The 13,317-nt window shown below is 41.0% G+C and carries 10 protein-coding genes; 9 read left to right on the top strand and 1 reads right to left on the bottom strand.

The features are described from left to right. Positions 1-32: 32 nt before the first annotated feature. Positions 33-1,409 carry a sigma-54-dependent transcriptional regulator gene (locus ACT29H_RS00715; protein ID WP_444819671.1) on the bottom strand — a complete coding sequence of 459 codons (1,377 nt, stop codon included), beginning with the start codon at positions 1,407-1,409 and terminating at the stop codon, positions 33-35. 416 nt (positions 1,410-1,825) lie between these two features. Between ACT29H_RS00715 and ACT29H_RS00710 the strand changes: the two genes are divergently transcribed. The 9 genes from ACT29H_RS00710 to ACT29H_RS00670 all read left to right on the top strand — a co-directional run bounded on the left by ACT29H_RS00710 (position 1,826) and on the right by ACT29H_RS00670 (position 13,310). After that, positions 1,826-2,506 (top strand): ABC transporter ATP-binding protein, encoded by a 681-nt coding sequence (locus ACT29H_RS00710; RefSeq protein WP_444819670.1) that lies wholly within the window; start codon positions 1,826-1,828, stop codon positions 2,504-2,506. A gap of 39 nt (positions 2,507-2,545) precedes the next feature. Further along, positions 2,546-4,966: an FtsX-like permease family protein gene (locus ACT29H_RS00705; RefSeq protein ID WP_444819669.1), complete on the top strand. Its 2,421-nt coding sequence runs from the start codon at positions 2,546-2,548 to the stop codon at positions 4,964-4,966. Between the two features lie 173 nt (positions 4,967-5,139). Continuing rightward, a complete protein-coding gene (gene secDF, locus ACT29H_RS00700) occupies positions 5,140-8,139 on the top strand; it encodes a protein translocase subunit SecDF (RefSeq protein ID WP_444819668.1) in 3,000 nt (999 codons plus the stop codon). 96 nt (positions 8,140-8,235) lie between these two features. Next, positions 8,236-8,631 carry a Sec-independent protein translocase subunit TatA/TatB gene (locus ACT29H_RS00695; protein ID WP_444819667.1) on the top strand — a complete coding sequence of 132 codons (396 nt, stop codon included), beginning with the start codon at positions 8,236-8,238 and terminating at the stop codon, positions 8,629-8,631. Positions 8,632-8,777: 146 nt separating this feature from the next. Then, positions 8,778-9,722, top strand: a complete 945-nt coding sequence (locus tag ACT29H_RS00690) for a calcium/sodium antiporter (protein WP_444819666.1) — start codon at positions 8,778-8,780, stop codon at positions 9,720-9,722. Between the two features lie 73 nt (positions 9,723-9,795). Continuing rightward, entirely contained in the window at positions 9,796-10,449 is a 654-nt protein-coding gene (locus ACT29H_RS00685) for an ABC transporter ATP-binding protein (protein ID WP_444819665.1), read from the top strand. 43 nt (positions 10,450-10,492) lie between these two features. After that, the gene (locus tag ACT29H_RS00680) at positions 10,493-11,257 is read left to right on the top strand and encodes a TIGR02757 family protein (RefSeq protein ID WP_444819664.1); all 765 of its coding nucleotides are present in this window, start codon (positions 10,493-10,495) and stop codon (positions 11,255-11,257) included. A 2-nt stretch (positions 11,258-11,259) separates the two neighbouring features. Beyond that, positions 11,260-11,970: a tRNA1(Val) (adenine(37)-N6)-methyltransferase gene (locus ACT29H_RS00675; protein WP_444819663.1), complete on the top strand. Its 711-nt coding sequence runs from the start codon at positions 11,260-11,262 to the stop codon at positions 11,968-11,970. Next, a complete protein-coding gene (locus tag ACT29H_RS00670; RefSeq protein WP_444819662.1) occupies positions 11,970-13,310 on the top strand; it encodes an MATE family efflux transporter in 1,341 nt (446 codons plus the stop codon). Before ACT29H_RS00675 ends, ACT29H_RS00670 begins: the two co-directional genes overlap by 1 nt. The last annotated feature ends 7 nt before the right edge of the window (positions 13,311-13,317 follow it).

The raw sequence follows: 13,317 nt of genomic DNA, 5'->3' as shown, positions 1-13,317 counted from the left end.
TGGTCCGTATGATATAATTGGTTCTAAAATTATTAAAGCCCATATTTTTCCATTCTTCGGTAAAGAGAAGTGCGGGTCAGACCCAAGTCTGATGCAGCTTTCGAAATATTCCCATTGTGTAAGCGAAGTACTTTGCCTATCACTTTCTGTTCGATATCTTCCAGGTTGTAGGTGTCAAATTCGAAGGCGTCAGTAACGGCTCCATGCGTCGAAAGAGGGAAATCGTTTGGTTCCAGATTGGGGGATTCGCTCATGATGACAGCTCGCTCCAGAACATGTTGAAATTCGCGTACGTTTCCGGGCCATGGGTAAGAATGGAATTTTTTGATCACCTGACTGTTTAGTTTGTTGATTTTTTTATTGTACTTTTTTCCGAATATTTTCAGGAAATGGTCGGCTAACAGCGGGATGTCCTCCGGTCGTTCACGCAATGGCGGAATTTCTATTTCAACGGTGTTAATGCGATAGATAAGGTCTTGTCGAAATTGGTTTTCTGTGGCCATCTTTTTTAATGGCATGTTGGTGGCGCTGATGAGCCGGATATCAATAGGTTTTGGTTTATTGGCGCCAACGCGGGTTACTTCCCTGCGCTCCAACACCGTTAATAGCTTAGCCTGCATGGGAAGCGAAAGATTGCCAATTTCATCCAGAAAGATGGTTCCTCCGGATGCCAATTCAAATCTTCCGGGGCGATCGGTTTTGGCATCCGTAAATGCACCCTTAACATGACCAAATAGTTCACTTTCAAAAAGAGTTTCGCTTAAGGCGCCCAGATCAACACTGATGAAAGCCTCGTCTTTTCTTAAAGAGTTACGGTGAAGAGCTCTGGCAACCAATTCTTTCCCTGTTCCATTTTCGCCTAAGATCAGGACGTTTGCATCTGTGGCTGCAACTTTTTTTATGGTGCTGAAAACTTGTTGCATCCCGGGTGAAATGCCGATAAAGTCGGAAAAGGGTTGGTCCATGATGGTATTGATCTCTCTTTGCTTTTCGCGCAGATCGGAGGCTTCACGACGAGATCGGTTGAGTTTGATGGCTGAAGATATGGTGGCGATCAATTTTTCGTTTTGCCAAGGTTTAATGATGAAATCGGTGGCTCCTGCTTTAATGGCCTGGACCGATTTTTCCACATCTCCGTATGCTGTAATAAATAAGACCACCGCCAAAGGGTCAATTTGGAGTATTTTTTGAAGCCAGTGAAACCCTTCTTTTCCGCTGATGGCATCTTGGGTAAAGTTCATATCAAGCAGGATTACATCATAGTCGGTTTCTTTTAGCAAGGCTGGTATTTTTTCAGGCTCTGTTTCGGTAGTGACGAGTTCCACATGTGGGCGCAATAAAAGTTTTAACGCAAACAGAATATCAGTATTGTCGTCGACTGCAAGGATTTTCCCAAATTTTGTAGCCATAGCTTATGCTGATTTAATTATTGTTATTCGTTCATTAAATTTTTATGGTTGTGTTTTCTTATCAACCTTTCTGATGGTCAGTTAAGGTAGACTGTCGTTTCGTTGAGCTCGATTCAAATGTATTAAAAATTGTTCAGGTTTTGGCAAAAAATGTTCGTAATCGGACATTTTGAAAAGGGTTTTGTTCATCGAATTGCCTTGTGAGTGTTGTTAATGATTTGACAAACAGTATTTAGAAGCGTTTGGCCAGATTTATGATTAGTAACTATGAACGTGGTAGATGTGGGAGAAATAACCGTAAGCACGGAGCAATAATATTACATTTGCCCGGATTTTTGGAATGGAGGTATTGTAAAATGGCTTGATGTGTCCGTGAATGAACATGTATTGTCCGCATTCGAACATTTTTTAGTGTTATGATTCATACAAGAAATATTCAGAAGTTTTATCAACGTGGTGAGTACGTGAAATATGCCTTGCAAAATATCAATATTGATATAAGAGAAGGAGAGTATGTTGTCATAGGGGGTCCTTCTGCAAGTGGAAAAACAACCTTGTTGGGATTGTTGGGGTTGGTTGATGCTCCGTCAGGTGGAGAAATTTTTTTTAAAGGTTCCGAAGTCGGAGCTGTTTCAGACCGGGAGAGGGATCGGATAAGGAGACAGCATATGGCCTTTGTTTTTGAAAATATTCATTTGATAGATGATTTGACGGTTTCGGAAAATATTGGCCTGCCTCTCTTGTATATGTCGTATCGACGAAAAGAGAAAAAAGAGATTGTTAATCGGTTGATGGATCGTTTTCGACTCACGCATCTAAAGAGGCAATATCCATCGCGTTTGGGCAACTTGTTGCAACAAAAGATTGCACTGGCTCGGGCTTGCAGTTGCTCACCTGATTTAATTCTGGCAGATGAACCTTGCGGAAGATTGAGTTCCTCCGAGAGTGATGAATTAATGGAGCTGTTTCGTCAATTGAATGAGGAGGGACAAACAATTGTTATGGCAACTCATTCTGAGGAGATTATGAAGTATGGACAAAGGGCCATTCATCTGTTTGACGGACATGTGGTTTCTCATTCTTCATTTGGCCGATAACCCACCTAAAGAGCAGTATTACTTAATTAGACGATTTTTATGCGTATTTGGAATTATATTGTAATATCATTCCGGACATTGTTTCTCCATAGGGGCTTTTCTCTGCTGACATTAGTCGGACTTTCCGTGGGGATTGCCATGAGTATTTTCGTGTTGAAATATGTTTTTTACCAGTTTTCATACGATCGACACTATGAAGACGCGGAAAACATCTATCGGGTAGTATCAACGGGGAAAATGGAGAATGAAGCGGTAAATGTGGCTCTTACACCAATGGTTTTAGCATCCAGATTAAAAGAATTTCCGGAAATTTTGGATATGACTCGGGTCCTTTATGCCCCGGAGAAGCCTGTTCGAAGTAATTATGCAAAAGCTTTTGAGTCGGAAATAATATATGGAGACAGCGCTTTTTTTTCAATATTTTCCAGACCTTTTCTTTTGGGAGGAACCGATCAGTGGTGTTCCGATTCTACAGGAATAATGATTTCTCAATCTGTTGCATCCGGGTTGTTTGGTTCACGAAATCCATTGGGAGAGCCCGTATGGATAAGTGAAACAGATACTTTCCGTGTCATCGGAGTATTTCAGGATGTTCCGGAAAATAGCCATTTTAAATTTGGCATTGTTCTTCCTTTTATTGTTTTAGAAAAGCAGATGAATGCTTATTATGGAGATAAAAACTATTCAGAAGTTAGTAAGAGCTGGTTTTCGTTGATTACCTATATCTATTGTAAAATTGCACCAGAGACAAATGTTCAAGATTTGACGCGTCATATAAATGGAGATATTGAATCTGAGATGAATAGACAAAGAGAGGCATTATTTGATCCATTGTCTCAAACTTTTTTGAGTTTTTCTTTTCAACAACTGACCGATATTTATTTGTTTTCCGATTGTGATTTTGAAATAGGCGAAACGGCTAACTCATTGTATGTATTTATTTTTTTAGGGATAGCTTTTTTTATTTTGGCAATAACGGCCTTCAATTTTATGAATCTGACGACCTCCCGGGCATTGGATCGGGCAATGGAAGCTATTGTGCGGCGTATCTTCGGGGCCCGGCGGCATAGTCTGGTTGTCCAATTTATCAGTGAGTCGGTGTTGTTTAGCTTTATAGCTCTTTTTTTGGGGTTGGTGTTGGTAGAGTTGTTGCTTCCTTTTTTTGGGAAATTGTTCAATGTAGATTTTTTAGGTTCGGCTTATCGGGAACAGATTAATATTTGGTGGGTAATCGTGATTACTTTTTTCGTGGGATTGTTGTCGGGAGTCTACCCTGCGTCAGTATTTTCCGGGATTAGTGCGGGCCATTTGCAAGATGAAAAAGGCCGTTTTTCATCCTATCCAGGTCTTTGGCTACGGGGTCCATTAGTTTTTTTACAGGTTTTTGTGGCCGTTATGCTTTGTACTATTTCCATTGGAATGTGGCGACAAATGCATTACGTAAGAAATTATGATCTTGGATTCAATTCAGAGAATCTGATTCTTGTTGAGGGAGCCCGGTATTTAGGTGAAGATATTGACTCGGTTATATCTCAGATCCGAAATATTGAAGGGATTACTCACGTCAGTAAATTATATGACAATCCCGGAGATCCCGTCCCTATTATGTCCTTTAATTTATCCGGGGACAGCAGCAGAAAATATCTCCTTTCGGTGCATTTTGTGGATTGTACTTTTTTTGAAACGCTTCAGGCTGTTATAAAGGAAGGGAACGTTTTCTGTGCAGACTCTAGCAAGGTGTTGGTAAATGAAGAGGGGGCTTCTTTATTGGGCGTTGATGAAGGAGAAGAGAAGATTTTGCAAGCTGAGATTCCGGGTTTTCGTGGTAAAACGGATCTTCACGTTTCAGGAGTTGTAAAAAACCTCTATTTAAGCAGTTTGAAAGATCCGCTTCGTCCTTCGTTATTTATTGCGGTTAAGAAGCACGATGTGCCCGGGAGTATATTGATACGGTATTCCGGTACGGAGTCCCGTCATGCTTTTAATCAAATTAAAAAAGTTTGGGATGGCGTAGGAACGAGTGCGCCTTTCACGGCAGTTCCCCTTCTAGAAAAGGTCAACTCTTTTTATAGCGAAGATTACAGATACAGCTCATTAGCAACGGCCTTTGCTGTGTTGGTAGTGATTATGGCTTCGCTAGGTATGACCGGACTGGTATCTTTCTTGATCTCTACCCGTCGGGATGATTTTTTTCTAAGGAGAATTATGGGATTCTCAGATGTAAATAACGGGATAACACTTTTCTCAGGATATTTTTGGTTTGTTTTGGCCGGAGTTATTCTTTCCTTAATGCTGTCGCGGTCATTGTTGAATTTTTGGATGCAAACTTTTAGTGCTCATTCTACGGTAAATTATCTGTGTTTTTTCATCCCTGCCGTATTGCTTTTGGGGTTAGGTTTTGGTATTGCGTGGTATGGTACAATAAGGTTGCGGAGACAAATGTCGCTTCATCGTTTTTGATTTAAACCAATTTAGTAATTTATTTCTCATATTGTTTTTTATTAAGATTTAGTGTCCTGCAAATATTAATGCTGGTCTTTTAGCAACACAAAGCCAAAAGGTTTTAAAAAAAATCAATATATTTGCGCGTTTAGTAGAAAAATGTGATTTTGAATTAATAAAAATACCAACAAATGCAGAATAAAGGAGCGATCAGGCTATTTGCCATTCTTTTGGCTTTGGTTAGTTTGTATCAGTTGATCTTTACATTCCATACTCGCGATGTCGAAAAACAGGCAGAAGAATATGCCCTTCAGCGTGGTGGTAACGATCCTTCTCTGATCAGTCAGTACCGTTTTAACTATCTCGATTCCATGAAAAACGAGGTGGTTTATAACTTTCTTTTCGGATTGAGGAAATACACCTACCAGGAGTGTAAAGAACGTGAAATCAATTTTGGTCTTGACCTTAAAGGTGGGATGAACCTCATTCTCGAAATAAAGGTCGAAGATATTATAAAGGCACTTTCGAACTACAGCCAGGACGAAACATTTCATAAAGCGTTAAAATTGGCTCGTGAGCGAGAAAAGAGTTCCACCAAAGATTTTACCACTTTGTTTGGAGAAGCATTCGAAGAGGTTGCTCCTGATGGTCGACTGGCAGCTATTTTCAATACGGTTGAGTTAAGAGAAAAAGTGGATTATAATTCAACAAATGAAGAGGTGCTTAATGTTATCCGTGAAGAAGCGAAGGGAGCTATTGATAATGCCTTTAATATTCTTCGTACGCGTATCGATCGCTTTGGCGTTACTCAACCCAATATCCAACGCTTGGACCAAACAGGTCGTATTCTTATAGAATTACCCGGTGTGGGAGATCCCGAACGGGTCAAGGGCTTGCTGCAGGGAACTGCCAATCTGGAATTTTGGGAAACTTATAATCAGGAAGAAATATTTCAAAGCCTGATAGAAGTCAACAGAATTACAACAGAAGTAAAATCAACTTCAAAAGCTGATTCTACTCTCCAGGCCACTAAAGAAGAACAGGAAGAGAGTGATCTCGCCCTGCTGGATGAGATTGATAGCGATTCTCTTGGGATAGAAGATAATGAGGAAATGGTTTCACTCTTTACTTATCTTGCTCCCAGTGGACGCCCCAATGGTCCGGTTGTTGGTTTGGCCACTTCACGAGATACAGGTAAAGTAAACAATTATCTGGCAATGGAGGAAGTTCAATCCCGGATGCCTCGTGACGTTAAGTTTTTATGGACCATCAAACCGATTCCGGCTGATGAAGCTCAATATTGGACCAATCAACAATTTGACAGTAAAGAAGAATTATTTCAGTTAATTGCTTTGCGAGTGACCAGCCACGATGGTCGTCCGCCGTTGGAAGGCGATGCGGTATCCAATGCAAGAGCTGTCACCAATCAGCAAGGAAGCTATGAGATTGAAATGGCGATGAATAGTGAGGGGGCAAAAACATGGGCTCGGCTTACTAAGGCGAACATTAAAAAATCGATCGCCATCGTATTGGATGGTTATGTTTATTCATTCCCTACCGTACAAAATGAAATAACCGGAGGTAGAAGTTCTATTACCGGTGATTTTACGCCACAGGAGGCTAAAGACTTGGCGAATGTATTGCAATCAGGGAAAATGCCTGCTCCTGCTCGCGTGGTTGAAAGCACTGTTGTGGGGCCATCTCTGGGGTCTGAAGCGGTAAATGCCGGACTTACATCCTTTATATGGGCTTTTATTGCTGTGTTGATTTACATGATATTATATTACGGTGTAAAAGCAGGTCTGGTTGCCGACTTGGCTTTGATTGCCAATATGTTCTTTATTATGGGCGTGCTGGCGGCATTTAATGCCGTATTGACGCTGCCAGGTATCGCGGGTATTGTGCTTACCATCGGCATGTCTGTTGATGCTAATGTGTTGATTTATGAACGTATACGGGAGGAGCTGAGAGCCGGCAAGGGTCTTAAACTAGCTATTGCAGATGGTTATAAGAATGCTTTTTCTGCAATTATTGATGCCAATATCACCACCTTTTTAACCGGTCTGATTCTGTTTAGTTTTGGTACCGGCCCAATAAAAGGGTTTGCCACTACTTTAATGATTGGTATTGCAACCTCGTTCTTCTCAGCCATCTTCATTACGCGTTTGGTTTTTGAAAGATTAATGAACACAAAAATTGATATTCGCTTTTCAACCAATTTGACCGATCGCCTTTTTAGTCAGGCACACATCAAATTTATTGAGAAAAGAAAGCTCTTTTTTGTGATTTCCGGTATTGTTATTCTGCTTGGTGTTCTTTCTCTATCCTTCAGAGGCTTGAAACAAGGTATTGACTTTACGGGAGGGCGTTCCTATGTTGTTCGTTTTGAGCAAGCCGTATCCGCTAGTGATATTCAATCTGCTTTAACCGATGCCTTTGAAGAAGCTAATGTTGAAGCCAAAACATTTGGATCAGATCATCAGATAAGGATTACTACCAACTATTTGATCGACGAAGATGATAAGGAAACCGATGATAAGGTGGTAAATAAGTTGTATGAAGGCCTTCAGCCTTTCTTGGGCGACGGTGTCACACTCAATAAGTTCCTGTCTGATTTTCGTCAGAGCTCTCAGAAAGTGGGTCCTACCATTGCAACAGATATCAGAAGCAAAGCGGGTTATGCCATCTTTTTCTCATTGATTGTGATATTCCTGTATATTCTGATCCGTTTCCGGAACTGGGAGTATGGAATAGGAGCTATTGGAGCACTTGTGCATGATGTGTTAATTGTGTTAGGAGCCTTTTCTTTACTCTATTCCGTGATGCCATTTTCAATGGAAATAGACCAGTCGTTTATTGCTGCCGTGCTTACAGTGATAGGGTATTCGATTAATGATACCGTGGTTGTGTTTGACCGGATTCGGGAGTATCGTGGTCTTTATCCAAAAAGAGAGTTGAAAGAAGTATTTAACTTGGCCATGAACTCTACCATTAGCCGTACAATTAATACGTCATTGACCACTCTGGTTGTGTTGTTGGTTATTTTCCTTTTTGGAAGTGAAGTTATTCAAGGCTTTGTATTTGCGCTGATTGTAGGTGTGGTTGTGGGAACTTATTCATCCCTGTTTATTGCATCACCTATTGCTTTTAGTTTTATAGAAAACCGACTTAAAAAAGGCCGTAAAAAATAAAGATTTGTAAGATCATATAGGAAAAATAGTTCCCCGGTTGGAAAAAGCCAACCGGGGAATTTTTTTATATCTTTGGCAGAAATAAATGGCACTAATATGATAACGTTTCTTTTCGGCATATCGATGGGTGAAATTTTTGTCATCTTTTTGGTTATTTTATTGTTGTTCGGCGCCGATAAGATCCCTGAGTTTGCTCGGATGCTTGGCAAAGGGATGAATGAGTTTCGAAAAGCTGCGGATGACCTGAAGAAAGAGTTTGAAGAAAGTACTGACGATTTGAAGGAAGATTTGGGAGAGGTTCAGCACTATCTAAAAGAGCAGAAAGATGAGGTTAATGAAGATGTCAAGCATGTAGGAGAGGAAGTTGGAGAATCGCTTAGAGAAGATGGCTCAATGAATGACGGGGGTGAGACCACGACTGAGCCTACTCGGTCCCAAGAGATGGATGAAAATGTTAGAAAAGCCTACGGGTTGGATGAAGAGAAGGATTAGACATCAATTTAAGAATTTGCTTCTTTTGAATATTAGGCTATAGGTTTCGTCTAATGCCTGTGATATTTTATCTGGGGAATTTTTCGGGGAAAAATTTTTGAGTGACCGGAGTTATCCGATTCATTGGTTATTTCAAAAGTATTATAATGGATTTATTTCTATACTTACAGGTTATTGCCGGCTTTGTGTTGCTGTTTGTCAGTGGAAATCTACTGGTAAAGGGAGGGGTAGAATTATCACTTCATTTCCGGATTAGTCCTTTGGTCGTTGGTCTTACGGTGGTTGCTTTTGGCACTTCTGCGCCGGAGCTTTTTGTGAGTGTTGAAGCCGTGTTTACCAATTCACCAGACATTTCCATCGGGAACATTGTTGGATCCAATATTGCCAATATAGCTCTTATTCTGGGATGTGTAGCAGTCGTTTTTCCTATAGAGGTAAAGCGTCGTTCCGTATTATTTGACTGGTCGGTTATGATGCTCTCGTTTATCCTTTTATACTTGTTTGGGATGGACTGGATAATCCATAGGGTGGAAGGTTTGGTTTTGTTTATTTTAATACTTTTATATCTCTTTTGGTCTGTGATTTATTCCCGACGTCAGTCCTCGCTTCGAGAAGAAGTATTTCAGAGACCTAGAAAGAAGTTATGGGTTTCATTGCTCTTAGTGATCCTATCGATTACCGGTCTGTATTTTGGTGCTGATTGGTTAGTCGCTGGGGCCAGTGAGCTGGCTATAGGTTGGGGAGTGAGTGAAAGAGTAGTGGGCATATCCATTGTTGCATTTGGTACCAGCGTTCCGGAATTGGCTACATCATTGGCGGCAGCTTTAAAAAAAGAGATGGAAATTTCGGTGGGAAATATTATTGGATCCAACATATTTAATGTTTTTTCCATATTGGGATTAACTGCTATTCTGAAGCCTTTAGAGGTATCGAAACGTGTGATTTCTTTTGACATTTGGTGGATGATTGGAATAGGTGTGTTGCTGTTACTTTTTATGATACCTTTAAAGAAAGGACTAATAACCCGCTTTAAAGGTGTAATATTTCTATTGATATATATATTATATATTTGGTTCTTGTATACGCTATGAGTTCGGATATAGGGATCGAGATGGCAAATGTAAAAAACCGGACAAAATCGGTAGAAAAAACTATTAGTAAAGAATGGTAGTAGGACAAAATATAGAAAAGCAGTTTGGTGATCTTAAAGTTCTAAAGGGTATTGATCTCTCTATCGAAAAGGGTGAGATTGTAACCATTTTGGGAGCTAGTGGAGCCGGGAAAACAACCCTGCTTCAGATTTTGGGATCGTTGGACCAACCCTCAAAAGGAGAAGTGATAATTAACAACACTCCAATCAATAGGCTTACGGGGAATCAACTCGCAAAATTTAGGAATCAACATATTGGTTTTGTTTTTCAGTTTCATCAATTGCTGCCGGAATTTACTGCGCTGGAAAACTGTATGCTTCCCGGACTTATTGCAGGAAGGAAGGACAAAGAAGCCCAAGACCGCGCTCTGAAGCTTTTGTCTTATCTTGGTCTTTCGGAACGGTTAGATCATAAGCCGGCCGAACTGAGTGGTGGTGAAAAACAGCGGGTGGCAGTAGCCCGTGCTCTGGTAAATGATCCCTTAGTGGTGTTTGCCGATGAACCTTCAGGAAACCTTGACTCCAAAAATCAGGAAGAGTTGATGGACCTCTTTGTTGACCTGAGAAAACAATTCAATCAGACTTTTGTGATTGTCACTCATGATCAGCACCTGGCCGAAAAGGCCGACCGAACCATACATATTGTGGATGGAGTCATAGTTGATTAGTATTTCCTTATCGGCAACATTGCCGGGTGAATTTTCTCTCGCTATGCTTAATAAAAAAGAGCTGAAGGAGTTTCTGGATAGCAAGGCCAATTATTATCAGTCTCGATGGTTCATCGACGAGGATCCGGTGCAAATTCCTCACTTATTTCAATTAAAAGAAGATATTGAAATTGCAGGTTTTTTAACAGCCATTCTTTCATGGGGAAAACGATCCATGATTTTAACCAAATGCTTAGACCTGATGAAGCGGATGGATATGGCACCCTATGAATTTATTTGTAATGCTACAGAGCGAGAGGTTGATCGGCTGACAGGCTTTGTATACCGAACGTTTAATGATGTTGATGCGCACTATTTTTTGAAGGCACTGCACCGAATATATATTGATCATGAAGGATTGGAAAAGGTCTTTTTTGCCGGATACAGTTCAAATGGGATGGTGGGAGCCATTGATCATTTTAGGAAGTTATTTTTCTCTTTTCAGCCTTCATTAAGAACAGAAAAGCATGTGGCTAATGTCGCTAAGAATGCATCGGCCAAGCGTATAAATATGTATTTAAGATGGATGGTTCGTCGTGACTCCCCGGTTGACTTTGGGCTATGGTCTAGCATGGATCCTGCTCATTTGCTTATACCTCTTGACATACATGTTGGGAGGGTTGCGCGATCGCTAGGAATGCTTAACCGAAAATCGAATGATCTGAAAAGTGTCATGGAACTCACTCAGCAATTAAGAGAGTTCCGTCCTCACGATCCCGTGTTTTATGATTATGCCCTTTTTGGTTTAGGTGTTTACGAGAAGTTTTAAATATGTTCCGGTTTAAACAATTTTCTATCCGTCAGGACAAAGCGATAATGAAGGTGGGAACTGATGGGGTCTTAACGGGGGTTTGGACACCTATCCCGGATCATACCAAGTCCATGCTAGATGTGGGAGCGGGGACTGGTCTTATTGCTCTTATTCTAGCCCAACGCTGCTGCGAAGCCCAGATTGATGCTGTAGAGCTGGATGATCCATCATGTGACGATATGGAAGCCAATTTTGAGGCTTCTCCTTGGGCCAATCGGTTATCTGTTTATAGATCTTCTTTTCAAACATTTTGTGATACTGTAGGCAAACAATATGATTTGATAGTGTGCAATCCTCCTTTCTTTTCGGGGGGAATGAAGAATCCTTCTGCACGAAAGGCCTTAGCACGTCATAACCACGCTTTGTCTCATGTCGATTTAATTGAAGGAATAAAAAAATCATTACGGCAAACTGGTGTTTTTTCTTTAATATTGCCGGTTTTAGATTATGAGAATTTTCGTTTGGAGGCTGCCAGAAGAGGTTTATACGAATATCGGTTATTGAAGATCAGGCCGACACCTTCCAAATCAGTAAAGCGGGTGATTTCTGTATGGGGACTTCAGCTGCCTCGGGTTGCTTTGCAAGCAGAAGAGTTGGTAATTGAGTTATCTCGTCATCATTATTCTGAGGAATTTAGAACGTTAACTCGCGATTTTTATCTAAACATTTAATGCAAATTATTAAAACATATACGGCTCATTACCGATCCAATTTGGCCTTGGCATTTCCTGTAATATTGGCTCAGGCTGGGCAGATGATCGTTGTATTGGCCGATAACCTGATGGTGGGACAGTTGGGAACAATTCCTTTGGCTGCAGCATCATTCGCTAATACGGTTTTTGTTGTAGGAATGGTTTTTGGAATAGGCATGGTTAACGGATTGACCCCTTTGATTGGAAAAGCCTATGGAGGAGGTAATTCGCTGGAGGCAACCAAATGGTTAAAGCAAGGGTTATACACTTTTCAGGCGGCCGGATTGTCTTTAACATTAATCCTATGGCTTGTTTCGTATCTGATGCCTTATATGGGGCAACCCAATGAAATAGTGTTGGCTGCAATACCTTACTATCGAATTTTGGTTGTTTCAATGATCCCCTTTATTTTATTTTTTACGTTTAAGCAATTCGCCGAAGGATTAGGCAATACTCGCATTGCAATGGTGATCACAGTTTCAGCTAATGTGTTGAATATTTTGTTGAATTATCTATGGATTTTCGGTAAGGGTGGATTTCCAGCCATGGGACTTTTAGGTGCCGGTTATGCCACTTTAACATCCCGCATGGTTATGCCGATTCTTTTTTTGTGGGTCTTTTCCAGATTAGAATTTTTTAAGTATTTCAGGATTCATATCCGTGAAACCCGGTTTTCCTGGACTAGGTGTCGTCATTTGTTGTTGTTGGGATTGCCCATTGGTGGGCAGTATTTTATCGAGGTTTTAGCCTTCAGTTTTGGTAGTATTATGATGGGGTGGCTTGGCGCTGCTGCTTTGGCTGCTCACCAGATCGTTCTTAGCTTTGCCAGTTTAACCTTTATGATCAGTCAGGGAATAGCCGCCGCAACGACTGTTAAGGTTAGTCATCTGGTGGGGCGGCGAGAGCCGGAAACGATCCGGACAGTTACTTTCGCATCATTACATCTTGTGCTTGCTTTTATGGGATTGAGTGCAGCGTTATTTGTTTTTTTTAGAAATGTCTTGCCTGCGCTTTTTATCGATCAAGAGGCGGTAACTTCCATTGCAGCCGGGTTGATGATTGTGGCCGGCGCCTTCCAGTTGTTTGACGGCATGCAAGTGACTATGTTGGGGGCATTGCGTGGGTTGGAAGATGTCAGAATCCCGTTTGGGATGCTTCTGGTGGCCTATTTCGGGTTAGCCTTGCCAACCGGATGGTTATTTGCTTTTGTCTGGAATGCTGGGCCCCTGGGTATATGGTATGGATACTTGTTGGGGTTATTTTCAATATCTTTGTTTCTTTTGTTGCGGTTTAGATGGATGACAAAAGAAATGCAATAAAAATTAT

Source organism: Thermophagus sp. OGC60D27 (genome assembly GCF_052400625.1).
GTDB lineage: Bacteria > Bacteroidota > Bacteroidia > Bacteroidales > Marinilabiliaceae > Thermophagus.
Note: the sequence above shows the minus strand (reverse complement) of the source record. Positions and strands in the feature narration are given on the sequence as shown.